Consider the following 23544-nt stretch of genomic DNA (forward strand, 5'->3'; position numbering starts at 1 on the left):
TGCTCATGGACACCTCCGAATTAGCCATTTTCCATGGCCTTGAGATGTCTAGGGAACCCTGGGCGTATCAATCTGCGAATTAGCCATTTTCCATGGACTTGAGATGTATAGGAAACTTTGGGCATATCACCTCAACGGATACAGGCAGCTTGCGAAGCTGGATATCTTGAATCGAAGGCTGGAACAGCACACTGCGCGAACTCGCAAAGACCTGCGGTTTCAACCGCCGGCTATGCTGCCCCCATCGCAGCAAGGCCAAAATCAGACTAGGACAAAGACCATGCTGTGCGTTCGGCGACCATCACCCACGCGCCAGCGCGCCGATCAACTCCGGCAACCCCACCGAAGCTGCGTCCACATTGGCCAGCACCTCGGCCAGCGTGATTTCCTCTGCATCGCCGCAACCGGCCGCCCAGTTCGCTACGATCGCCAGGCAGGCGTAGTCCAGGCCAAGTTCGCGCGCCAGACCCGCCTCCGGCATGCCGGTCATGCCGACCAGATCGCAGCCGTCGCGGCGCAGCCGTGCAATCTCAGCGATGGTCTCCAGGCGCGGCCCTTGGGTGGCACCATAGCAACCACCATCGACCAACACGGCACCGCTCACGCGTGCGGCAGCCAATATCTTGCTGCGCAGCAACGGCGAATACGGGTGGCCGAAATCCACATGCAGCACCTCGCTGCCAGGCTCCTCGCATAGCGTGGAGATACGCCCCCAGGTGTAGTCGATCAACTGATCCGGACACGCCAACACGCGCGGACCGAAACGCTCGGTGATGCCACCCACCGTGTTCAATGCCAGCACCCGTGTCGCGCCGACGTGTTTTAACGCGGCAAGGTTGGCGCGATAGTTGATCTTGTGCGGCGGCAGCGCGTGACCTTCGCCGTGACGGGCCAGGAAGGCGATGCGCTGGCCGAGCAGTGTGCCGATCCGAAGTGGACCGGATGGGCTGCCGTAACGCGTGTCGACTTCGCGGGTCTCCACGTCGTCCAATTGTGCGAGCTTATAGACGCCGGTGCCGCCGATGACGGCCAATGCGATGTGGTCCATGCCAATCCTCTTGCAGAACGTGAGCGCGCCGACGGCCAAACGCCGACGCCCAGGGCGATGCGCGGATCGCGCGCTATTGCTTCATCGCGTAGATCGCCGGCAAATTACGCAGGCCTTCGTTGACGTCCATGCCAAAGCCGAACACGTAACGATCCGGCACTTCCACGCCGCTGTAGTCAGCACTCAAGCCGTCGACGCAGCGGTCGTGACGTTTGACCGTGAGCGCCGCGATACGGACGTCGCTGGCACCTTGCTCCAGGCACCATTGGCGCACCGCCAGCAGGGTCAAGCCTTCGTCGAGAATGTCATCGAGCAGCAGCACGCGGCGACCGTAGAGCGCGGTGGCTGGGCGATGCTTCCATACCAATTCGCCACCGACGGTTTCGCCGCGATAGCGAGTGGCATGCAGATAATCCAATTCCAGATCCTGACCACGGCTACCCAGTTCCAACGCCAATTGCCCGGCAAACGGCAGTGCGCCATGCATGATGGTCAGGTAGACCGGAATGTCGCCACGGTAGTCGGCGGCAATGGCATCGGCCATGCGCGCGATGGCCTGATCGAGCTGCGGACGATCGACCAGCAGGTCGGCATGGGCATGGACCTGGGCAAGGGTGAATGTGGACATCAGGCGATTTTCCCGAGAGTGGAGAGCAGATGAGATTGCGTGTGGCCGTAGCGGCTATCGGCCAACAAGCCATCCCACCCGAGGCCGCCGCGACCAATCAAGCCGAGCAGCGCAGCGGTATTGCATGGACGATCACGCACGGCCAGCAACGATTCGGCGACCAGTTCCGGATGGCAGACCAGGACCACATCGCAGCCGGCGTCCAGATGCGCGCTCACGCGCGCAGCGACGCCGCCCACGGCGAATGAAGCGGCCATTCCGATGTCATCGGAGAACACCACGCCACGGAAGCCGAGTTCCTGGCGCAGAATCTGCTGGATCCAGCGCGACGAATAGCCGGCCGGCTCCGGCGCCACCTGCGGGTAGACCACATGCGCCATCATCACCGCATCGGCACCGGCGGCGATGCCGGCGGCAAACGGGACCAGATCTTCCTGAAGCAGCGTCTGCAGCGTGCGCGGATCCTCGGCACGGTCGACGTGGGTGTCTTCCCGCACCGTGCCGTGGCCTGGGAAGTGCTTGAGCGTAGCGCCCATGCCCACGCTGTGCATGCCACGCACGTAGGCGGCGACAAACGCGGCCACCACGTGCGGATCGTCGCTGAAGGCGCGATCACCGATCGCGTGATTGCCGCGCGCCAGATCCACCACCGGGGCGAAACTCAGGTCCACGCCACTCGCACGCACCTCGCTGGCCATCAGCCAGGCATGCTGCTCGGCCAGCGCCAGGGCGGCTTCGGGATCACGCGCATAAAGCGCACCTAAGCTCTGCAGCGGCGGCAATGCGCTGTAACCTTCGCGGAAGCGCTGCACGCGACCGCCTTCTTGATCCACACAGATCAGCAGCGGCCGTGGCGCGGCGGCGCGGATCGCCGCGCTCAGTTCAGCCACCTGCGTGCGCGAGGCGAAATTACGTTTGAACAGGACCACGCCGGCCACCGCGTCATGCTGCAGCCAGTCGCGTTCTTGCGCGGTGAGTTCGGTACCGGCAACGCCGATCGCGAGCATGCTTGGATCTCCTACCAGCGCTGTGGGAGCGCGTCTGGGCCGGTATTGTCGCAGATGCCGAAAGCGACAACAGGACAACCGGATGAGCAACTAGGGCGCGCAGACCTCCGCGCCGCAATCGCGTCCCGATGCAGAGGCGTCCGGCAACAGACCGCGCAAGGTCGCAGCGAACACCTCCGGCGGCTGCGCCCCCTGCAGCGCCTGGCGGCCATCGATGACATACACAGGCACCGCGCGAATCCCCATCTCCTGCGCCTGCTGCAACTGCGCCTGGATTTCGACCAGCCCCTCGTCGCCGTCCAGCAACGCCTGCACGCGCGCTGGCGGCAGGCCACCGGCGGCGCCAGCATCGAGCAATGTCTGCGTCTGGGCTAGATTGCGGCCCTGGGCGAAATGCGCGTGAAACAGCGCTTCGGCAACCGCATCGGCGTTGCCCTCGCGCGCGGCCAGCCACAACACCCGGTGCGCCGGCAACGTGGTCACTCGCACCTGACCACGCCCAAAATCCAACGGCAGGCCATCGGCACGCGCCGTGGACTGGGTCTGCATCAAAATCTGCTCGGTCCGCGCAGGACCACCGAACTTGGACGCATAGGCCTCGCGTAGCGGCACCGGCGTGAAATCGGCCTCGGGATCGATCAGATACGGGTGCCAGTGGATGTCCAACGCCGCTGCATCGGCGCCGAGCAGCGCGATACCCTGTTGCAGACGACGCCGCCCGATCCAACACCAGGGGCAGACCACGTCGGACCAGATATCGATGCGCATTGGAAAGCCTCGAAACTCATACACGATGGGATGCGAGACAGCATACGACATTGCACGACGACGACGGTTGCCGAAGCACCATCGCCGTTTTCTACATACAACTCACAAGATTCCACCCTGCGACCAGCGACAAAACGGATGCGCGGCCAGGGCGGCGTTGTAGTAACGCCGATCATCAGTGACCTCGACACCGATCCAGTCGGGCCTGGAGAACACCTCATCGGGGCTATCCAGTTCAATCTCGGCCACGACCAGGCCTGCGTTATCGCCAAGAAACTCGTCCACTTCCCATAGATGCCCCTGGTGTTGCACCAAATGCCGACGCTTGTCGATCAGCCCGCCCACGCATAACGCCAACAATGCGCGTGCATCGTCCAACGGCAACGGATATTCGAATTCCTGGCGGGTATGCCCCAACTCGCGTGACTTGAAGTTGAGAAATGCCTGCTCGCCCTGTACGCGCACCCGTACCGACGCCTTCTCCGCCCCACTGGCCAGCGCCACTGGATCGTTGAGGTAGCCCTGCGCCATCGGGATGACGGCATGCGTCATCGTGCGCCAGCCATTGCAGGCAACCAGAAATTTACGTTCGATTTCGATCGGCATGATGGGACACTCGCGAAAATGGGGAGAGTGAGACGAGTCAGTGATGCGCACAGCTACAACGTGATCAAACTGATTTGACGAAGACGAAAAAACGCTACCGCCGCACAAACCGCCCTTCCACGCACCGCGAGAAATCTAGCGCTCGAATACCGCGATGCTTTCCACATGCGCGGTATGCGGAAACATATCCATCGCTCCCGCCGCCTTCAACACGAAACCCTGCGTATTGACCAAATAGTTGGCGTCGCGGGCCAGCGAGCCAGGATGGCAGCTCACATAGACGATGCGCTGAAACTGCGTCAGCGGCAGTTGCTGCAGCACCTCCAGCGCACCGGAGCGCGGGGGGTCGAGCAGCAGCTTGTCGAACCCCTGGCGCATCCACGCTGCCTGACGTTGATCCTGGGTCAGGTCGGCAGCGAAGAACTGCGCGTTATCCAGGCCGTTGCGCTGCGCGTTTTCGCGCGCGCGCGTCACCAGCCCGGCATCGCCCTCCACCCCCACCACCTCGCGCACTGTCCGTGCCAGCGGCAAGGTGAAATTCCCCAGGCCGCAGAACAAATCCAGCACCCGATCGTCCGATTGCGCATCGAGCAAGGTCAACGCATGCGCAATCATCTGCTGATTGAGCGTGGCATTGACCTGGATGAAGTCCAATGGCCGGAACGCCAACTCCACGTCCCACTGCGGCAACCGGAACGACAGTGGCGCCGCGTGCGGATACAGCGGATGCACGCTGTCCACACCGGCCGGTTGCAGGAAGATGGCGAAGTCGTGTTCCTGAGCAAAAGCAATCAACGCAGCCTGATCGTGTTCGCTGAGCGGCTGCATATGGCGAAAGGTCAGCGCCACCGTGGCATCGCCGGCGATGAATTCGATCTGCGGAATATCGCGCTTGCCGTCCAGGCGCTCGACCAGCTCGGCCAAGGCCGCGATCTTGAGCCCAATCTGCGGAATCACCGTATGGCACACCGACAGGTCGGCGACGAAGCGGGGATCCTGCTCACGAAAGCCGACCAGGGTCCGGTCCTTCTTCTCGACGCGGCGGACCGAGAAACGCCCCTTGCGGCGATAGCCCCAGGACGCGCCCGACAGCGCTGGCAGCACCGCCTGTGGAGTGACATGCCCGATGCGCTCCAGGTTGTCGGTCAGCACCTGCTGCTTGGCCAGGATCTGCTGGTCCTCGGCCAGATGCTGCAACACACAACCGGCACAGACACCAAAATGCGGACAACGCGGCGCGACCCGCTGCGGCGAAGCCTGCAGCACCTGCACAGTGCGCGCCTCATCGAAATGGCGGTTACGGGCCGTGGGTTCGGCCAGAACGGTCTCCCCAGGCAGCGCGCCGGCGACGAAGGCCACCTTCTCGCCCTCACGGCGGGCAACGCCGCGACCATCGTGGCTCAGGTCGGCGATTTCGGTCTGGAAAGGGGTACGGTCGAGGCGGTTTCTGGATCGGGCCACGTGACGATTGGCTACGGACTGAAAAGGGCGGCCATTGTCGCAGATGACCAGCGCAGGGATTGACTTGCGCTGGTCACAACGACGCGGCACAGTGACGCAGCGTCTCGACAGACGCTACTACGATGTACCAACGCCGCATGGAGGCAACGAAAGATGGCATCGAATCAGGACCCTGTGACGCGACTATTGCTGGTCGAAGACGACCCGATCAACCGCGCCTTTTTTCATGTAACGCTGCAATCCCTGCCAGCACAGATCGACCTGGCCGACTCCGTCGCCACCGCTCTCGCCCTGGCGGGAGTAGGCGCCCACGATCTGTGGCTGATCGACGCCAACCTGCCCGACGGCAGCGGCACCGAGCTATTGCAGCAGTTGCAGCGGCAGTGCCCCGGCACACAGGGCTTGGCACACACCGCCGACGCCAGCGCGACTCTCCGCGAGCAACTTTTACGCGCCGGGTTCGCCGAGGTGCTGTTGAAACCTCTAAGTGCAGAGCACCTGTTGCAGCGCGTGCGCTGGCTGCTCGCGCACGGGCACGCCACCAGCTCCCCGTCCGCCCTGGACTGGGACGAAAACAAGGCCCTTGCCGTGCTCAACGGCGAACACACCCACCTGATCGCACTACGCGAACTGTTCCTGGCGGAACTGCCCGGCGCCCGCAACGCGGTCGCCTCGGCACTGCAACTCAGCGACGCGCAAGCGGTACGCGGCCACCTGCACCGCTTGCAGGCCAGTTGTGGTTTCGTCGGTGCCACACGGCTGGCGGGTGCGGTGCGCCAGTTGCACGGCGACCCCACCTCGACACAGGCGCAGCACCAGTTCAACGAGGCCGTGGCGGCGTTGTTGCATTGAGAGTTTGAAAAACCAAGAAAGCTGGCGGAAGCCGATGATCGAGTCGACAAGCCAACCAGGTCAGATAGATCCCCATGCCGGCACGCAGCTCGTCTAGCCAGCGTCGTGCTCGCATCGATTTGCCGACAATCTGCGGTGACCGCCCACCGCTTTCAGTAGCAGTCGGCTTTGGAGTCCGGGGATGGGCATGGGTCACTGTAGATTTCGAACGGCGCTACGCGCAAGGAGGGGCGTGAGTGTCTACGGAACTCCGGGGGTATCAATTACAGCGCTCGGCAACCTTGATGATGACCTGAAGCTCATCGAAATTTTGGATTGGTAGCGAAATAGGATTATTTACACCGTTAATCATGACTTACTTCGTTGCGATACGCGTGAGAGACGAAGAGGAACGTAAAAATCTTTAATTTCAGAAGTGCAACGCACGTCTGATGACCTGAAATTGTAATAAGAAACCCTAACCGAGGTACTGGCATCACATGCAGCCAACCAAATCCTGCGCGCCTCCAGCGGGGCTTCATAGATATTGAAATCGTTGATCGCGGCCGGCTTACCTCCAGGATGTAAATTCTGGCACCGCGTCGAACTCGGATCGATGACGATTTCGCTTCCCCCTGTGTATAGACCGTAACTGCCACGGCAATCGTCGTGCAATATTTCGCGCATCAGCTCGACCGCGACCCGAAATCTCTGCGACTTGTCCGGCTGAGTAGCAGCCTCCAGCCGATATCCAACCGAGGAGAAAATCTCGGCAAAAGCATCCTGAGATATATTATTTTTTAAGAATTGCTTATTGAGAGGGCCATCACTTCCCATCATGTCATTTCCCGGAGCCAACAATATGGGCTTCCACAGCCGCCTGAATGCAGCGAAAGGCTCTCGAGCCAAAGATATCATGCGCAGGAACGTGTAGACTTCACCGCATGGATAAGCAAGCCCACTCTGACCATCATTAATCAGATCCACAACAGGCCGCTTTAAGTGAGCGGCGGCGTCAATGCAAGTTTCCGTTGCGGCACTGACGTAGTGCACGATCTTATCGCCCTGCTTGCCCTTCTCCTGCGACAGAAAAAGATCGGCAGCCAGTTCGGCGCCGCCTTCAAGCAGCATCAAACGGATTGCGTGTTGATGGCGATCATAAGCAGCGCTATCGACAACAAAATTCCATTGGTGGAAATTTTCATGCGCAATGAAGTGCAAGAGATCCTCTGGAAAATCCTGTTCTTTCCTCAGGCATCCGCTGCGCAACCCTATGAGTAGCAGACCTGGTAGCGAGCTTCCAGCATATCGGCACCCTTGTTCAACATCCACCGCATTGTCGATTAAAAACAAAACACTAACTACATTACGCTTTTCGACACCAAGCAGCGATCGATAGAACTTCTGGGAGCTTCTCAGCGAGTCGGTATAGTGGCCGACGAAATTTTGCGGGAGACGCCGATCAGCCAAGATAGGCAATGCCTCCATGGGCTGGCCACTTTTGAAAAATGCATAGCCCTCAAGAACAGTATGGGACGATTTATCCTGAGATTGATCGCCAGACGTCAATACAACGTCTTCGCAGATATGCTCTTTGTCTTTGGATGTAGAATCCCTCAATTTACGCAAGCTGATGATTGCGACATCAGGGGAAAGTCGAATAACCAATGGATACTCCCGCCCTTCCGGCAAAATATTATGGCGAATATCCAACGTGTAGCTATAGAAACCAGGATCCGAACTAGCGTCAATCACCCAGTCTTTGGCAGCCATAGTTGGCCGATGATCGGCCATAATGCGAAGTGTCGCCTTCGTCATCATCGCATCGACTGCAAGTGTCGCCTTTAGGCAACGATCAAGCTGCTCGGCATGCAATTTAACAGGGAAAAATAGGTGCGCCAGCAATACCAGCGACAGAATAAATCTTACAACGCTTCGCGCGCTAAAAATATTTAATAATTTATTTCCATCATACGGACCAATGCATGTATTTTCGTTTTTTTTCATTTCGAACCATGCCTCCATTATTTTCCTTACCCAGCACACCGCCGAAAATCTTGTCCAAGCTCAAATCGGCGACCAGCTGCTTGAGCTTGCGGTTCTCTTCCTCTAGCTGGCGTCGCCGGCGCAGTTCGGACATACACAGTCCGCCAAAGTTCTTGCGCCAGGCTTAGAACGTGGCCTGACTGATGCCCATCTTGCGGCAAATCTGCTCGACCGTCGAGCCGGTCTCGACTGGCTTCAGGGCGAACGCGATCTGCTCTTCGGTGAGCTTTGACTTCTTCATGGCGACGGGGCTGCTTGGCCCTGAGTGTCGCCAAATTTTCTAGTTCTGACTTGTCCAAATTATAGGGAGCAGGTCAAATGAAGGATTTCTTTTTCCCAGATAAGGCATCAAGTCGAAGTGCTTGATGAAGGCTCAGGACGTCCACGACGCGGCCTAGCCACAGAAACGGGCGGCATCACTGGCGCCCATCCGACTCAGCGTCGTTGCTGCGCTGCCGGGCCAGACCCTCGATCATTTCCCACGACTTCAAACCACGCCCGCCGAGGTGATGCAACAGCACCACACGCATGCTGCGACGCAAGCCGGGCAAATCCTCGGTGGCCGGCAGGGCATCGTCCGCCAATGCCAACAGCGCACGTCCGGTCGCCATACCGCTGCGCTGGTCGTGGCCGTGATCGCGCAGCAATCGCCTTGGCCCGTGTTCGGGATCGAGCGCGTAGCGCGCCGCCGGATCGATTGGTGTGCCGTCGCCGTCGTGGCGCAGGTCGAACCATACCCCCAGCGCCTCCAGCAAATCGCGCTCGAAACACCGCAACGACCAGGCCAATGGCGCCTCGGCGGCCAGACGCGCGCGGATGCGTGCGTAGGCCAGGTACACGTCCGGTGCCGGGTCGTCGCGCGGCGCTAGGCGCAGGGTCAGTTCGTTGATGTAGAAGCCGGCGAGCATCGCCTCGCCGCTGAGCCGCGGCGCCGTGTCCAGCGGCTCGGCCGCACGCAGTTGCGCCAGCTCGCCACGGCGCTGGGCACTGAAGCGAATCGACTGCAGCGGTTGCAATGTCGCACGCAACGCTTGTTTTTTGGGCCCCTGCACGCCTCGCGCCAACACGCCAAGCCGGCCGTGGTGAACGCTCAGGATTTCGAGCAACAGGCTGGTCTCACGCCAGGGACGCGCATGCAGCACAAAGCCGTGTTCGTGTTCTATCAAAGCCGGTTCTCGGGACCCGAGAACCGGGACGCGGGAAAAGCAGCAATCAGACGCCGAAAAGCGCGCGAGCAACCGCGACCAAGAACGCGATTGCCGTGGATTGCTCCGATTACTGCAGCGCGCGATCGCAATGCAGGGACGCGTTCATGACCGGATGCACGCAAAAAAACATGGCCGGAACCGTTGCGCTGGCTTCTCCCGGGCACCGGGTTCCGCGTCCCGCGTCCCGGCTTCATTCGTACCCGAACGCCTTCAGCGCCGCTTCGTCGTCCGACCAGCCCTCGCGCACGCGGACCCAAGTCTCCAGGAACACTTTGGCACCGAACAGGCGCTCCATCTGCTGCCGGGCCTTGGCACCGATGTCCTTCAGGCGGGTCCCGCCCTTGCCGATGACGATCGCCTTTTGGCCTTCGCGCTCGACCCAGATCACCGCGCCGATGCGCAACAGTGCGCCATCCTCGGCGAAGCGTTCGATCTCCACCGTGGTGGCATAGGGCAGCTCCTCACCGAGCTGGCGCATCAGTTGCTCACGCACCAATTCCCCGGCCAAAAAGCGTTGACTGCGGTCGGTGATCTCGTCCTCGCCGAACATCGGCGGTGCTTCCGGCACCAGCGCCAGCAAGTCGCGCACCAGCGCATCCGTGCCTTTGCGCTTGAGCGCGGAGACCGGATGCACTGCGGCAAAACTGCGGCCTTCGCTGACCTGCCGCAAGAATGGGAGCAACGCGGTTTTGTCCTTGAGCCGATCGACTTTGTTGACCACCAACACCACCGGAATTCCAGCATCGCCGAGGACGTTGAATGCCAGGGTGTCTTCTTCGTCCCAGCGTCCGGCTTCGATCACCAGCAGGCCAGCATCCACGCCTTCCAGTGCACCACGCGCGGCGCGGTTCATCACCCGGTTCATGGCACGCTTGTGCTCGCGATGCAGACCTGGCGTATCGACCAGCAGCAATTGCCCCGCAGGAAAACTGGCGATGCCCAACAGCCGGTGTCGCGTGGTCTGCGGCCGGTTGGAGACAATACTGACCTTGGCGCCAACCAGGGCGTTGGTCAGGGTGGACTTGCCCACGTTGGGGCGGCCGATCACCGCCACGCTGCCGCTACGGTATGGAGTCACTGCGTCGTTCACTTGCTCGAATCCAATTGCTCGATGACAGCGGCGGCGGCCTGTTGTTCGGCCAGCCGTCGCGAAGTGCCCTCGCCCTCGGCGACGAGGACAGGCTCGGTGAGTACACAACGTACCCGGAATCGCTTGGCGTGCTCGTCGCCAGTCTCGCTAATCAACTCGTAGGCCGGCAACGCCCGCTGCCGCGCCTGCAACCACTCCTGCAGGCGAGTCTTGGCGTCTTTCTCCGGCTTGCCCACCGGCAACGCCGCCAACCCGCTCTCGAACCAAGGCAGGATCCTCGCACGGCAAGCCTCGAAGCCAGCGTCGAGATAGATCGCCGCGACCACCGCTTCGAGCGCATCGGCCAGGATCGAATCGCGCCGATGCCCACCGGATTTCATCTCACCAGGCCCCAGGGTCAGACGCTCGCCCAGTTCCAGTTGCCGACCAATCGCAGCCAGCGATGCCTCGCGCACCAGTTCGGCGCGAGCGCGCGTCAGCGCACCCTCGTCGGCCTTGGGCCAGCGCTGATACAGCGCCTCGGCGATCAGCAAGTTGACGATGCTATCGCCAAGAAATTCCAGCCGCTCATTGTGCGGTGCGCCGGCGCTGCGGTGGGTCAGCGCCTGCGCCAGCAACTGCGGCTGGAGGAAATGGTGACCGATGCGGTCACCACGCAGCACGGTTTTACTGCCCACCACGCGTCGTCAGATCCTGGGTTGCGTCGAACTTGCCGACCACGTCCAGGTTAGCGATCAGCGGACGGCGCACTTCGTAGCCCACGTGCATTTTCACACCTGTGTCGGTACGTTCGAACGTGACGTCTTCAGGCTTCACGTTGTCCGCGTTACTGATATCCAGGCGACGAAACAACGACCTCTTCGCCTCTGCCGGATCCATCTGCGCACTACCAGGTTCGGCCGCGAGCCCCTTCATCGCCGAACGCACAGCGTAGAACTCCAAGTACATCGGAAACAGCTTCATGCCGATGTAGATGAAGAATCCGACCACCGCCAACACAAGCGCGAACGAGGTCAAGGTGATCCCACTTTGTTTATTTTGCATCGCGTTTCCCCTCACGCAGGTTACTGGATGGCCGTCCCGATCCGCGACGGATCGAAACTGCCGTTACACAACCACCCTTCGCAATTGAACCAGATCAAGAACGCCTTGCCACGGAGGTTTTCCTCGGGCAGGAAGTGGGTCTGGGTCCAAAAGCGGCTGTCTTCGCTATTGTCGCGATTATCGCCCATCACGAAGTACTTGCCCGGTGGCACCACCCAGTCGCCCTGACCGGCCGGCATATTGCGACCCAGCCACTCCAGCTCGGTGTGGGTCCGGCCCGGCAAGTACTCGGTGAGCAAGGTCGCACCGGTCATTTCCACGCCTTTGCCCTTACCCACGTATTCGCCGATGACCTTGTACTTCATCGGCGCACCGTTGATGTACAGGGTATCGCCGTGGAAGCCGATATGATCGCCCGGCAGGCCAATGATACGTTTGATCCAGTTCTCTTCCATATTTTGCGGTGGATTGAACACCACCACATCGCCACGTTTGGGCTCGCTCACTGGAATCACCTTTTTGTTGGTGATCGGCAAACGCAAACCGTAAGCAAACTTATTGACCAGGATGAAATCCCCGATCAACAGATTCGGCATCATCGAACTGGAGGGGATCTTGTAGGGCTCGGCGATGAAGCTACGCAGGATCAACACCACCGCCAACACCGGGAAAAACGCCCGCGAGTAATCCACGAGCACCGGCTCGGTGTCGAGCAAATTGGCGCGCGCGGCGCGGCGCTTGGCGAAAAATAGCTTGTCGAGCAACGTCACGATGCCAGTGGCGAAGGTCAGGACCACCAGCGCGATTTCAAACCATTTCATTCTGCTTCCTTCGGAACGGGACGAGCAGCCAGTGGCCGCGACAAAACGTGGAGGGAGTGACGACGTCAAAGCCCGGTCGATCCAGACCGTTTGCACGGCCACCGGCACCCTGCGCCATGACTTATTTGTTGTCCATCTGCAACACAGCCAAGAACGCTTCCTGGGGAATTTCCACGCGACCGACCTGCTTCATGCGCTTCTTGCCTTCCTTCTGCTTTTCCAGAAGTTTCTTCTTGCGCGAGACGTCGCCACCATAGCACTTGGCCAGCACGTTCTTGCGCATGGCCTTGACCGTGGTGCGCGCGATGATCTGCGAGCCGATCGCCGCCTGGATCGCCACGTCGAACATCTGCCGTGGAATCAGATCCTTCATTTTCTCGCACAGCTCGCGACCACGCCGATCGGCATGGCTGCGATGGGCGATCAGCGATAGCGCATCGACCTTGTCGCCATTGATCAGGACGTCCACGCGCACGAACGGACCGGCTTCGAAACGCACGAAGTGGTAGTCCAGCGAAGCGTAGCCACGGCTGACCGACTTGAGCTTATCGAAGAAATCCAGCACCACCTCGGCCATCGGCAGCTCGTAGCTGATCTGCACCTGGCTGCCCAGATAATTGATGCCGATCTGGCTGCCGCGCTTCTCTTCGCACAGCTTGATGATGTTGCCGATGTATTCCTCGGGCGTGAGGATATTGGCGCGGATGATCGGCTCGCGGATTTCCTCGACCATGTTCAACTGCGGCAGCTTGGCCGGGTTGTCCATGTTGATGATCGCGCCATCGGTTTTCAGCACTTCGTACACCACCGTCGGCGCGGTGCTGATCAGATCCAGGTTGTATTCGCGCTCCAGACGCTCCTGCACGATCTCCATGTGCAGCATGCCGAGAAAGCCACAGCGGAAGCCGAAGCCCATCGCCTCGGAACTTTCCGGCTCAAAGCGCAGCGCCGCATCGTTCAGGCGCAACTTGTCCAGCGCCTCGCGCAGGTTCGAATAGTCCTCGGCATCGACTGGAAACAGGCCGGCGAACACCCGTGGCTGCATCTCCTGGAAACCCGGCAGCGGCTTGCTGGCCGGGTCGCCGGCCTGAGTGAGGGTGTCGCCGACCGGCGCGCCGTGCACGTCCTTGATGCTGGCAGTGACCCAACCCACCTCGCCGGCGGCCAGCTTCGGCAGCACTTTGCGTTTTGGCGTGAACACACCGACGCTGTCCACCTGATGGGTGCGGCCGGTGGACATCACCAGCAGCTTGTCGCCGGCCTTGATCTCGCCCTGCATCACCCGCACCAGCGAGACCACGCCCAGGTAATTGTCGAACCAGGAATCGATGATCAACGCCTGCAATTTGTCGGTGTCGCGTGGCACCGGCGGCGGAATGCGCTGCACGATGGCCTCCAGCACATCGCGCACGTTCAGGCCGGTCTTGGCACTGACCGGAACCGCGTCGGTGGCATCGATGCCGATCACCGCCTCGATCTCGGCCTTGGCCCGCTCGATGTCGGCGGTCGGCAGGTCGATCTTGTTCAACACCGGCACCACTTCCAGGCCCTGCTCCACCGCGGTATAGCAGTTGGCCACCGATTGCGCCTCGACCCCCTGCGCCGCGTCCACCACCAGCAGCGCGCCTTCGCACGCGGCCAGCGAGCGGCTGACTTCGTAGCTGAAGTCGACATGGCCCGGGGTATCGATGAAGTTCAAGTGGTACACCTGCCCATCCTGCGCGGTGTACGGCAGCGACACGGACTGGGCCTTGATGGTGATCCCGCGCTCGCGCTCGATCGGGTTGGAGTCGAGCACCTGCGCCTCCATCTCGCGCGCCTGCAGGCCGCCACATAGTTGGATGATGCGATCGGCCAAGGTCGATTTGCCATGGTCGACATGGGCGATGATGGAGAAATTGCGGATGTTCCGCATCGAATCAGAGGACATGAGGTGGGCGGCGGCCAGAACCGTCGTCAGGATAACGGGGCATTATCGCACGGCCGGCGGCAGACGGTCGCCGACCGCATCCAGCCCCGGGAACGGCCCGTCCTGGACCGCCCCCGGAACACCGCCCAGCCGCAGCCGGGAGCCAGACTCAGCCGCCGGCACGCACCGCGACGAAGCTGGTGGTGTTGCGGTAGCTGATCAGTAGCATCACCACATCGCCCTTCTTGTAACCGCTCAGTTGCTGATTCAGCGCGGCCACGCTCCCGACAGTGGCGCGCCCGACCTGCAGGATCACCATGCCCGGAACCAACTGCGCGTCGCGAGCCGAACGGCCTGTCACCGCAGTGATACGCACCCCCTTGCCCGGCTCCAGACCCAATTGCTTACGCGTAGCGGCATCCACATCAGCCACTTCGATGCCCAGCAACGCATTGGCACCACGAGCCGGGGCGGCATTATCGGCCCCTGCACTACGCGCGTTGGCGGTGCGGTCGTCGGTCAGCGCGGTCAACTGCACACTGATGTCGCGCGGCTTGCCGTCGCGCAGGATGCTCAGACGCACCTTGGTGCCAGGCGGCAACAAGCCGATCATCGGCGGCAGGTCGCTGTAAGACTGAATATCCTTGCCATCGATGCTGCGGATCACGTCACCCACCTCGACCCCGGCCTTGGCGGCCGGACTGCCGGCCGGGATATTGTTGACCAGCGCGCCGCGGGTATCCGGCAGCCCCAGGCCCTGCGCCTTCAGACTGTCGATCGGGCCCACCTGCACGCCGAGCATGCCGCGGCTGACGTGCCCATGGGCCTTGATCTGCTCGACCGCACTCATCGCCAAGTCGATCGGGATCGCGAAGCTGATGCCCATGTAGCCACCGGAGGCGGAGAAGATCTGCGAATTGATGCCCACCACTTCGCCGCGTGTATTGAGCAAGGGACCGCCGGAGTTGCCCTGATTGATCGCCACGTCGGTCTGGATGAACGGTACGTAGCGCTGATCGGCGTAGGGATTGCTGCGGCCAGTGGCACTGACGATGCCCGCGGTGACCGAATGATCCAGACCGAACGGCGAGCCAATCGCCAGCACCCACTGACCAGGCTTGAGCAGGTTGGAATCGCCGATCCGCACCGTCGGCAGGTTCTTGCCGTCGATCTTCAGCAACGCCACGTCGTACTGCTGGTCGCTGCCCACCACCTTGGCGGTGAATTCGCGGCGGTCGGTGAGTTTGACCTTGACCTCGCTGGCACCATCGACCACGTGATGATTGGTCAATACATAGCCGTCGGAGGAGATGATGAAGCCCGACCCCATGGAACGGCCAGCGGGCGCGCCATCCTCATCGTCCGGCGCACGCCCGCGCGGTTGTCCGGGCATGCCCGGCATGCCGTCCGGCCCGAAGAAGCGGCGGAAGAATTCGGGAATCTGGTCATCGTCGGGCATACCGCCATCGGAACGCGCGGCGGCGGCGCGGCGGCTGATCGTGGACTCGACATTGACCACGCCGGGCCCGACCTGCTCGACCAACCGGGTGAAATCAGGCAGACCACCGACCAGTTGTGGCGCTGGTGCCGTCTGCGCGGCTGGCGGCGGCGCGGCGGACGCACTGGGTGCGTGCTGCTGCGCACAGGCTGCCAACGGTAGGGTCAGAACCAACAGACCCAGTAAATGGTTGCGGATACGGTGAGTCATCGGACGCGAGCCTCCGGTTCGGAAAGAGGGAGAACGAGGGGGAAGATGCCGCAGTCAACGCGCGCCGGGACGAAGCCAGGACTCCGACCACCGACGCACGCGATCAAGGCTGTTGCGCAGGTGGCGAAGCGACAGCCGCGCCTGCGGACACCTGCGGTTCGAACGGGTAAAACGCCGCCGAGGAGTTGCCTTGACCAGGAAAACTGGCGGTGAACTCGCTGCCGGAAGCTGCCTGCGGCAGCTTTGAGCGCGGCCAAGGTCGCGGCTGCAAGGCGGGCGTCGCATGCCCGAATGGATCGCCTTCGCGCTGCGCAATCGCCGTCGCAGCGACTACAGGAGCGGCAAACGAGGGAGCGGCCTGCACCGGCGCGGCGACCGCAGGTGTCGCGACGGCAACCGCACGCGCGGGATGTTCGAGCGCAACGGCGGCGGTGAGATCGCCCTGCGGATCGACCGGCGTCGGCCTGGGTGCTGGAAGCGGCGACGGCGATGCAGCGGCCGCAGACGCCGGCGTGACGGCGCTGGCGACCTGCGCCGGCGGCACTGCGGCGGGAACCTCAGACAGACGCTCGCCGGTCACGAATAAAGCAAGCCCCGCGACCGAGGCGGCCAACGCCACACCGCCGCTCCAGCGCCATGTACCACGCTTGCCGGCGGCACCGAGCCGACGGGCGTGCACTTGCTGCAATGCCTCGGCCGCGACCGCCTCACGCACGCGGGCACTGAAATCCGCTGGCGCCGGTACGCTGACGCGACCACGCAGGATCTCCCCGCACAATTGCCAACGCTCGTGGCAGCCGGCCAATTCCTCATCGTGCTGCAACCGACGCAACACGAAGCGCGCCTCGTCAGCCGGCAACTCGCCATCGATCAAGGCGGACAACTGCTGCCGGTAGTGCAGCTCGAACTTGTCCGGGACCACAGTGCCGGGAGGCGGCGTGGGCTGGGGAAAAGACGTGTTCTCGGTCATACGCGGTGTCGCTCACGGGTGGCGCTGTCGGTATCCAACAGGGGACGAAGTTCGGCATCGATGGCTTCGCGCGCACGGAAGATGCGCGAACGCACCGTCCCGATCGGGCAACCCATCTTCTGCGCGATATCCTCGTAACGCATGCCGTCCACCTCGCGCAGGGTGATGGCGGTACGTAATTCTTCCGGCAGCGCATCGACCGCCTGCATCACCGTGCGTTCCAACTCGTGACGCATCAGCTCGCCTTCTGGCGTATTGGTGTCGCGTAGACGCGCGCCGCTGTCGAGCTGCTCGGCATCGGGCACATCGATATCGTCGGTGGGCGGCCTGCGTTTATGGGCAATCAGGTAATTCTTGGCGGTATTCACGGCGATCCGGTGCAACCATGTAGAGAACTGAGCATCGCCGCGGAAGCTTCCTATCGCGCGGTAAGCGCGAATGAAACTGTCCTGGGCCACGTCCTGACATTCGCTCCAGTCGGCGATGTAGCGCCCGATCACGCCGACGATCCGGTGTTGGTACTTGCGCACCAGCACATCGAACGCCGCGCTTTCGCCGCGCTGCACACGCCGGACCAGTTCCGAGTCCAGCTCCTGGGATGTTTCGACATCGGCCATAACGGGCCGCACTCCTGTCAGCCCAACCTACGTCGGACCGTATGACCGCCAATTCGGGAAAAAGTTCAGCGGCCCCCAACGGACCACCACCCCACCACGTTAACCAGAAGTCCGTTAGGCTGGCGCAAGACCAGCGCTCGCAAGACCCGTGTCAATGCCGATGCTTTGGATTTGACGCGATGGAAACGACCTCTGGATGATAACGGCCTTCTCCATACACACACGAATGGTCCCCCCATGCTCTCAAGCTTCGATGGGCTCCGATTCAGTCACTGGCAAGCGGACATCCGCGACGACGGGATCGTCGTACTCAGCCTCGATCGCCAGGACGCGCCCGTCAATGCGCTGTCGCAGGCCGTCTTGCTGGAACTGGACGAGCTGCTCGACCGTATTGCCATCGATCCGCCCAAGGGCGTGGTGATCCGCTCGGCCAAGTCCAATGGCTTCATCGCCGGGGCCGACCTCAAGGAGTTCCAGGAATTGGACCGCCGCGGCACCGTCAACGACGCGATCCGGCGCGGCCAAGCCACCTTCCAGAAGCTGGCGGAACTCCCCTGCCCCACCGTCGCGGCGATTCATGGCTTCTGCATGGGCGGCGGCACCGAGATCGCGCTGGCTTGCGACTTCCGGATCGCCTCCAACGATGCGTCCACGCGCATTGGCCTGCCCGAGACCAAACTCGGCATCTTCCCCGGCTGGGGCGGCAGCGCACGCCTGCCGCAGCTGATCGGCGCACCTGCGGCGATGGATCTGATGCTCACCGGGCGTACCGTATCGGCAACAGCGGCGCGGACGCTGGGCCTGATCGACAAGGTCGCCGCGCCAGCGGTGCTGACCGATCACGCGGTGGCGCTGGCGCTGTCCGGCAGCCAACGGCCATTGCCGCAACGTGTCACTGCCTGGGCCACCAATACCTGGCTGGCGCGCAAGCTGCTGGCACCGCAGATGCGCAAGCAGGTCGCGCGCAAGGCACGAAAAGAACACTACCCAGCGCCGTATGCGTTGATCGAAGTATGGGAGCGTAACGGCGGCAGCGACATCCAGACACGCCTGGACGCCGAACGCAAAGCGGTGGTCAAACTGGCCGGCACCCCGACCGCGCGCAACCTGATCCGCATTTTCTTCCTCACCGAACGACTCAAGTCGCTGGGCGGCAAGGAACACGGCATCGGCCACGTACACGTGATCGGCGCTGGTGTGATGGGCGGCGACATCGCGGCGTGGTCGGCCTACAAAGGCTTCGAGGTGACCCTGCAGGACCGCGAACAGCGCTTCATCGACGGCGCGCTACGCCGTGCCGGCGACCTGTTCGCCAAGCGCGTCAAGGACGACAGCAAGCGCCAGGAAGTGGCGGCCCGCCTGAAGAGCGATCTGAGCGGCGAAGGTGTGTCCACAGCCGACTTGGTGATCGAAGCCATCATCGAAAACCCGCAGGCCAAGCGCGACCTGTATCAAGCACTGGAACCACGGATGCAGCCCAACGCGCTGCTCAGCACCAACACCTCATCGATTCCGTTGAGCGAGTTACGCGAACACCTCCAGCGCCCGGCACAGTTCGGCGGCCTGCATTACTTCAACCCCGTGGCGCAGATGCCATTGGTGGAAATCGTCTGCCACGACGGCCTGCCGACGGAAAATCAAAAACGCCTGGCCGCATTCTGCAAGGCAATCGACAAACTGCCTGTGCCGGTCGCCGGCACGCCGGGATTTCTGGTCAACCGGGTGCTGTTCCCGTACATGCTGGAAGCGGCCACCGCGTATGCCGAGGGCATTCCCGGCCCGGCGATCGATAAGGTCGCGGTGAAGTTCGGCATGCCGATGGGCCCGATCGAACTCCTCGATACCGTCGGCCTGGACGTGGCCGCTGGCGTCGGCGCGGAGCTGGCACCGTTCCTGGGGCTGCCGATTCCTGCGGCGCTACAGACGGTGGAGCCGGGCAAGCGCGGCAAAAAGGACGGCAAGGGCCTGTATGCTTGGGAAAACGGTCGCGCCAAAAAACCCGAATTACCCAACGACTACCGCGCGCCGGACGATCTGGAAGACCGCCTGATCCTGCCGTTGCTCAACGAAGCCGTTGCATGCCTGAACGAGGACGTGGTCGCCGATGCCGATCTATTGGATGCCGGGGTGATCTTCGGCACCGGCTTCGCGCCGTTCCGTGGCGGCCCCATCCAACACATCCGTGCCACTGGTGCCGACACCCTGCTGGCACGCTTGCGCATGCTGCAAGCGCGCTACGGCGAGCGCTTTGCACCGCGCCCAGGTTGGGACTCGCCGGCATTACGCGAAACGGTGGTTTGAGATTCCACCAAGCCCGCATGTTTGCAAACGCGAAGGACTGGCGCGGGTGCGTGGATTGAAACTTTTTCAGGCTCGCCGGTCAGAATTGCTTGACCGTCGTGCACTCACGAGTACGTGAATTGAAATTTTTCATTGAACCGTTGGGTGATCTCGCGACGCATATCGCGCACTGACTCCCAACTACGTTGATCGCGACCCAACGCAGTGGAAAGCGTGCGCGGCTACTGCCACACAACAGAGCAGTCAAATATGCGGAGGCGTCTGCGCACGACCATGCCGGTGCGTGTCGTGGTCGTGGTCGTGGTCGTGGTCGTGGTCGTGGTCGTGGTCGTGGTCGTGACGATCATGATCGTGCTCGTGACCAGCGCTCGCCGCCGGAGTACCGCACGGTGCCGCACCGCAGTGACCGGCCTCCATCTGCAAGGTGATGTGATCGATGGCGAAACGTTCGTGCAACTCATCGCGCAAACGCGCACGCAACCCATCACCATCGGTGCCCTGAGCAAACACCACATGCGCCGTCAACGCCGGCGTACTGGAAGCCAGCGCCCAGATATGCAAATCATGCACGCTCGCTACGCCCGGCACCGCATGCAGATAACTGCGCACCGCCGCTATGTCGACGCCGTTGGGCACGCCTTCCAGCAGCACATTGACCGCCTCGCGCAATAGCACCCAGGTCCGCGGCAGCACCCACACCCCGATGAGGATCGCCAGGACCGGATCGATCCATTTCCAGCCGGTGAGACGGATCGCCAACGCGCCGACAATCACCGCCACCGAGCCGAGCATGTCGCTCCACACTTCCAGATAAGCGCCTTTCATGGTCAGACTATCGCCACTGCCGGCCTTGAGCAGGCGCATCGCGATCAGGTTGACCAACAAGCCGAACGCGGCGATGCCGAGCATGCCGACTGTCGCGATCTGCTGGGGTTGATGGAACCGCTGCAACGCCTCCCACAAGATATAACCGGCCACCACAAACAACAGCGCCGCGTTGACCAGCGCCCCCAACGCTTCCAAGCGCACATAGCCGTAGCTGCGCCTGGCATCGGGCGGACGCCGACTCAGCCGCACCGACACCAAGGCAATCATCAACGCCAACGCATCAGTGGCCATGTGCGCGGCATCGGAAAGCAACGCCAGGCTATTGGTGACAAGCCCCCCGACCACCTCCACCATCAGGAACATGGCCGTCAAACCGAGGGCCCACCATAAAGGCGCTTCGTGGCGGATCTGCGTCGGCGCGTGGTTGTGGTCGTGTCCCATGGAACACCTGGCAACGAAGCGATAAAGAAAAGTGGACACCACCATACGCCGGCGCCAACACGGAGACTATTACACCCTGGCGGCGATGCCATGCGCCGGGAAGTGCTTGCTGAGACAACGAATGTGCGGTCGCGGTCAGGGCAACCAGCGCAACAGCAGCACGCTGATACTCGCCAGCGCCAACAACGACAACGCCCCAGCCGCAAGCACACGACCGCCGGAGGCCAACATCGCCCGCAGGTTCACCGACAACCCCAAGGCCGCCATTGCCAGCAAGGTCAGCAGAGAAGAGGCCGATTGCGCCACGTCCACCAACAACGCCGGCAGCAGTCCACACGCACGTAATCCCATCATGCCGATAAAGCCGAACACGAACCACGGCACCAGAGTATGGAGCGGCTTGCGCTGCGTCTGTCGGCGGCCACTGAGTACACCCAGCAACAGCAGCACTGGCCCCAGCATCACCACCCGCATCAACTTGACCAGCGTACCGACCTGAGCGCTGACAGCACCGACCGGCAGGGTCGCCGCCAGTACCTGCGGCACCGCATACACGGTCATGCCGGCCAGGATGCCGTAGTGGTGCTGATCCAGACCCAGCAACGGCACCATCAGCGGCAGCACCAGCACCACCACGATGCCGAGTGCCGCGGTGAATGCGATCGAAGCGGCCACGTCCTGCGAATCGGCATCGATGACCGGCGCGGCCGCCACGATCGCCGAATTGCCGCAGATCGCGTTGCCGCAGGCCACCAACGTCGCCAGGCGCGGCGGCAGACCAAACGCGCGGCCGATGCCGTAGCCGATCCCGATGGCCAACAGTACGACGATGGCAATCGTGACCAATAACCAGCCGCCAGCCGCACCGATGGCGGCGAGGCCGACGGTGGCCCCGAGCAGCACGATGGCCAGTTCCAGCGGCAATTTGGCGGCGAAGGCGATTCCGTCATGAACGCACGATGGCAGCGTGCATGCGGTACGCAGCAACGTGCCGAGCACGATCGCAAACACCAGCGCATCGATCCACCGCCGCCCCAACCACTGCAATTGCGCCCACTCGACCAACCACGCCAACAGCGCAATGACCACCGCCAACGTGGCTCCTGGCAGCAACCTTCTAACGTTCCATCCCATCGTGTACATCGTGCCGCTCTCCTCGGAATGACGACAGGATGTGTCCATGTACCCTTCTGATCTATCGGATAATTTTGCACATTTTATTCGTAGACTCAATTTCCAAGTGCAACACCCCGCAATCACGTCGGGTGTTGGCATTGGGAATGCAATACCACCATTTGAGTTGCGAAGAACACGCGTTGCTGCAGATCGAACTGGGCAACGGCGCGAACATCCGCTCCATCGCGCGCCGACTCTGACTCTGACCAGTTGCATCTACGTTATCGTGTGACGTGACACGGCAGAGCGCCTCTGTGCGCGCCGCCAGTCTCGCGGCCAAGCGCTATCGGCAGCATCGCCGCGCCTGCTTTTTAACCACATTCTTGCTGAGGGTAATGCGCCATGCACCTTGGCAACGCGGGAGCCGTGAGAATATCAACGGAATACTGCACCAATTCATGCACAAGGGAGCGGGCCTCTCCAAGGCAGGCCAGGAATATCTCAATAATGCCGCTGACCTGATGAACGCTCGAACACGCCAGAAGTCCGTCTGGAAGACACTACATCAGACCCAGGAAGAAGAGATCGCTCAATTCAACTTACGTGTTGCGCTTGCAAGTTGAAACCGCCCTGCTATGCATGGAAATTAAAATGTGAGATTCGACACGCTTTTGTTGCTTGACACACGCACATTCACTGCGTATTAATGACTGCGAAGATGGCATGCCCCAGTGCACTAAACCGCTCCCATCCACTTCTAACTTCTACATTGGCCGTTTCGAAGGATCGTCGCGTGCTTCAATCTCTCCCCATGATGTGCCTTTACAGTCTTTTCCTGGCCATGCTGATCATCTGTATCGTCCGGCTTCGGGCGAAACTGTTCCTCTGAGCAGCGTTGCTCGGTGAGATGTATCCGTACCGTTAGCAGTTAAAATTTGATATCCATGATATGTAATAAATTCGATTTTTAATAAGCCAAACCACATTTTCAAGCCGGAGCCTTGACGGCTATTTCAAGGCAAATCCTAGAGCGTGTTATGAACTTTGAAGTAGAGACGTTGCATTTCCAAGCATGAGCATTGAGAAGACGACGAAG

General features: G+C 61.7%; 21 protein-coding genes and 1 pseudogene. 3 read left to right on the forward strand and 19 right to left on the reverse strand.

The window, feature by feature from the left end; genetic code table 11:
• Positions 1–301: 301 nt before the first annotated feature.
• The 6 genes from XALGPE39_RS11750 to rlmD form a co-directional block, all read right to left on the reverse strand.
• Complete coding sequence (locus XALGPE39_RS11750) at positions 302–1054, reverse strand: S-methyl-5'-thioinosine phosphorylase (RefSeq protein ID WP_200893921.1); 753 nt, start codon at positions 1052–1054, stop codon at positions 302–304.
• 67 nt (positions 1055–1121) lie between these two features.
• On the reverse strand, positions 1122–1676 hold the full coding sequence (locus tag XALGPE39_RS11755; protein ID WP_045728344.1) for a hypoxanthine-guanine phosphoribosyltransferase: 555 nt from the start codon (positions 1674–1676) through the stop codon (positions 1122–1124).
• Positions 1676–2683, reverse strand: a complete 1008-nt coding sequence (gene nagZ / locus XALGPE39_RS11760) for a beta-N-acetylhexosaminidase (RefSeq protein WP_045728345.1) — start codon at positions 2681–2683, stop codon at positions 1676–1678. Before nagZ ends, XALGPE39_RS11755 begins: the two co-directional genes overlap by 1 nt.
• Positions 2684–2773: 90 nt before the next feature.
• The gene (locus tag XALGPE39_RS11765) at positions 2774–3451 is read right to left on the reverse strand and encodes a DsbA family oxidoreductase (RefSeq protein ID WP_045728346.1); all 678 of its coding nucleotides are present in this window, start codon (positions 3449–3451) and stop codon (positions 2774–2776) included.
• A 102-nt stretch (positions 3452–3553) separates the two neighbouring features.
• On the reverse strand, positions 3554–4057 hold the full coding sequence (locus XALGPE39_RS11770) for a CYTH domain-containing protein (protein ID WP_045728347.1): 504 nt from the start codon (positions 4055–4057) through the stop codon (positions 3554–3556).
• A gap of 135 nt (positions 4058–4192) precedes the next feature.
• Positions 4193–5518, reverse strand: coding sequence for a 23S rRNA (uracil(1939)-C(5))-methyltransferase RlmD (gene rlmD / locus XALGPE39_RS11775; protein WP_045728348.1), 1326 nt, complete (start codon positions 5516–5518; stop codon positions 4193–4195).
• 153 nt (positions 5519–5671) lie between these two features.
• Here rlmD and XALGPE39_RS11780 point away from each other — a divergent pair, with 153 nt between their 5' ends.
• Complete coding sequence (locus XALGPE39_RS11780) at positions 5672–6370, forward strand: response regulator (protein WP_045728349.1); 699 nt, start codon at positions 5672–5674, stop codon at positions 6368–6370.
• 348 nt (positions 6371–6718) lie between these two features.
• Here the strand turns inward: XALGPE39_RS11780 and XALGPE39_RS15755 are convergent, their stop codons facing one another.
• The 11 genes and pseudogenes from XALGPE39_RS15755 to rpoE form a co-directional block, all read right to left on the reverse strand.
• Entirely contained in the window at positions 6719–8356 is a 1638-nt protein-coding gene (locus XALGPE39_RS15755; protein ID WP_152624894.1) for a hypothetical protein, read from the reverse strand.
• 46 nt (positions 8357–8402) lie between these two features.
• Positions 8403–8636: pseudogene (locus XALGPE39_RS15270) on the reverse strand (transposase); the annotation flags it as partial.
• Positions 8637–8811: 175 nt separating this feature from the next.
• Positions 8812–9561 (reverse strand): DNA repair protein RecO, encoded by a 750-nt coding sequence (recO, locus tag XALGPE39_RS11795; protein ID WP_045728352.1) that lies wholly within the window; start codon positions 9559–9561, stop codon positions 8812–8814.
• 232 nt (positions 9562–9793) lie between these two features.
• Complete coding sequence (gene era, locus XALGPE39_RS11800) at positions 9794–10693, reverse strand: GTPase Era (RefSeq protein WP_045728353.1); 900 nt, start codon at positions 10691–10693, stop codon at positions 9794–9796.
• Positions 10690–11370 (reverse strand): ribonuclease III, encoded by a 681-nt coding sequence (rnc, locus tag XALGPE39_RS11805; RefSeq protein ID WP_045729177.1) that lies wholly within the window; start codon positions 11368–11370, stop codon positions 10690–10692. Before rnc ends, era begins: the two co-directional genes overlap by 4 nt.
• Positions 11360–11737, reverse strand: a complete 378-nt coding sequence (locus XALGPE39_RS11810; RefSeq protein WP_045728354.1) for a DUF4845 domain-containing protein — start codon at positions 11735–11737, stop codon at positions 11360–11362. Before XALGPE39_RS11810 ends, rnc begins: the two co-directional genes overlap by 11 nt.
• A gap of 20 nt (positions 11738–11757) precedes the next feature.
• Positions 11758–12558 carry a signal peptidase I gene (gene lepB, locus XALGPE39_RS11815; RefSeq protein WP_045728355.1) on the reverse strand — a complete coding sequence of 267 codons (801 nt, stop codon included), beginning with the start codon at positions 12556–12558 and terminating at the stop codon, positions 11758–11760.
• A 121-nt stretch (positions 12559–12679) separates the two neighbouring features.
• Positions 12680–14473 (reverse strand): translation elongation factor 4, encoded by a 1794-nt coding sequence (gene lepA / locus XALGPE39_RS11820; protein ID WP_045728356.1) that lies wholly within the window; start codon positions 14471–14473, stop codon positions 12680–12682.
• Positions 14474–14636: 163 nt separating this feature from the next.
• On the reverse strand, positions 14637–16175 hold the full coding sequence (locus tag XALGPE39_RS11825; protein WP_045728357.1) for a DegQ family serine endoprotease: 1539 nt from the start codon (positions 16173–16175) through the stop codon (positions 14637–14639).
• A 103-nt stretch (positions 16176–16278) separates the two neighbouring features.
• Positions 16279–17145 (reverse strand): sigma-E factor negative regulatory protein, encoded by an 867-nt coding sequence (locus XALGPE39_RS11830; protein WP_045728358.1) that lies wholly within the window; start codon positions 17143–17145, stop codon positions 16279–16281.
• Positions 17142–17762, reverse strand: a complete 621-nt coding sequence (rpoE, locus tag XALGPE39_RS11835; RefSeq protein WP_045728359.1) for an RNA polymerase sigma factor RpoE — start codon at positions 17760–17762, stop codon at positions 17142–17144. Before rpoE ends, XALGPE39_RS11830 begins: the two co-directional genes overlap by 4 nt.
• Before the next feature lie 237 nt (positions 17763–17999).
• On the opposite strand from rpoE, the gene XALGPE39_RS11840 reads away from it, so the two are divergent.
• A complete protein-coding gene (locus XALGPE39_RS11840; RefSeq protein WP_045728360.1) occupies positions 18000–20063 on the forward strand; it encodes a 3-hydroxyacyl-CoA dehydrogenase NAD-binding domain-containing protein in 2064 nt (687 codons plus the stop codon).
• A gap of 243 nt (positions 20064–20306) precedes the next feature.
• Here XALGPE39_RS11840 and XALGPE39_RS11845 read toward each other — a convergent pair whose 3' ends face one another.
• Both XALGPE39_RS11845 and XALGPE39_RS11850 read right to left on the reverse strand, forming a co-directional pair.
• Positions 20307–21332 (reverse strand): cation diffusion facilitator family transporter, encoded by a 1026-nt coding sequence (locus XALGPE39_RS11845; protein ID WP_045728361.1) that lies wholly within the window; start codon positions 21330–21332, stop codon positions 20307–20309.
• A 135-nt stretch (positions 21333–21467) separates the two neighbouring features.
• Positions 21468–22475, reverse strand: coding sequence for a putative sulfate exporter family transporter (locus XALGPE39_RS11850; protein WP_045728362.1), 1008 nt, complete (start codon positions 22473–22475; stop codon positions 21468–21470).
• 287 nt (positions 22476–22762) lie between these two features.
• Between XALGPE39_RS11850 and XALGPE39_RS15275 the strand changes: the two genes are divergently transcribed.
• Positions 22763–23071, forward strand: coding sequence for a hypothetical protein (locus tag XALGPE39_RS15275; RefSeq protein WP_235429801.1), 309 nt, complete (start codon positions 22763–22765; stop codon positions 23069–23071).
• The last annotated feature ends 473 nt before the right edge of the window (positions 23072–23544 follow it).

Source organism: Xanthomonas sp. GPE 39 (assembly GCF_000963005.1).
In the GTDB taxonomy this organism is placed as follows: Bacteria; Pseudomonadota; Gammaproteobacteria; order Xanthomonadales; family Xanthomonadaceae; genus Xanthomonas_A.

What these genes read in the sequence shown, in the direction of transcription:
- XALGPE39_RS11755 (WP_045728344.1), bottom strand. Translation starts at nt 1,676, where the DNA reads ATGTCCACATTCACCCTTGCCCAGGTCCATGCCCATGCCGACCTGCTG.
- nagZ (WP_045728345.1), bottom strand. Translation starts at nt 2,683, where the DNA reads ATGCTCGCGATCGGCGTTGCCGGTACCGAACTCACCGCGCAAGAACGC.
- XALGPE39_RS11765 (WP_045728346.1), bottom strand. Translation starts at nt 3,451, where the DNA reads ATGCGCATCGATATCTGGTCCGACGTGGTCTGCCCCTGGTGTTGGATC.
- XALGPE39_RS11770 (WP_045728347.1), bottom strand. Translation starts at nt 4,057, where the DNA reads ATGCCGATCGAAATCGAACGTAAATTTCTGGTTGCCTGCAATGGCTGG.
- XALGPE39_RS11780 (WP_045728349.1), top strand. Translation starts at nt 5,672, where the DNA reads ATGGCATCGAATCAGGACCCTGTGACGCGACTATTGCTGGTCGAAGAC.
- XALGPE39_RS15755 (WP_152624894.1), bottom strand. Translation starts at nt 8,356, where the DNA reads ATGAAAAAAAACGAAAATACATGCATTGGTCCGTATGATGGAAATAAA.
- XALGPE39_RS11810 (WP_045728354.1), bottom strand. Translation starts at nt 11,737, where the DNA reads ATGCAAAATAAACAAAGTGGGATCACCTTGACCTCGTTCGCGCTTGTG.
- lepB (WP_045728355.1), bottom strand. Translation starts at nt 12,558, where the DNA reads ATGAAATGGTTTGAAATCGCGCTGGTGGTCCTGACCTTCGCCACTGGC.
- lepA (WP_045728356.1), bottom strand. Translation starts at nt 14,473, where the DNA reads ATGCGGAACATCCGCAATTTCTCCATCATCGCCCATGTCGACCATGGC.
- XALGPE39_RS11825 (WP_045728357.1), bottom strand. Translation starts at nt 16,175, where the DNA reads ATGACTCACCGTATCCGCAACCATTTACTGGGTCTGTTGGTTCTGACC.
- XALGPE39_RS11830 (WP_045728358.1), bottom strand. Translation starts at nt 17,145, where the DNA reads ATGACCGAGAACACGTCTTTTCCCCAGCCCACGCCGCCTCCCGGCACT.
- rpoE (WP_045728359.1), bottom strand. Translation starts at nt 17,762, where the DNA reads ATGGCCGATGTCGAAACATCCCAGGAGCTGGACTCGGAACTGGTCCGG.
- XALGPE39_RS11840 (WP_045728360.1), top strand. Translation starts at nt 18,000, where the DNA reads ATGCTCTCAAGCTTCGATGGGCTCCGATTCAGTCACTGGCAAGCGGAC.
- XALGPE39_RS11845 (WP_045728361.1), bottom strand. Translation starts at nt 21,332, where the DNA reads ATGGGACACGACCACAACCACGCGCCGACGCAGATCCGCCACGAAGCG.
- XALGPE39_RS11850 (WP_045728362.1), bottom strand. Translation starts at nt 22,475, where the DNA reads ATGTACACGATGGGATGGAACGTTAGAAGGTTGCTGCCAGGAGCCACG.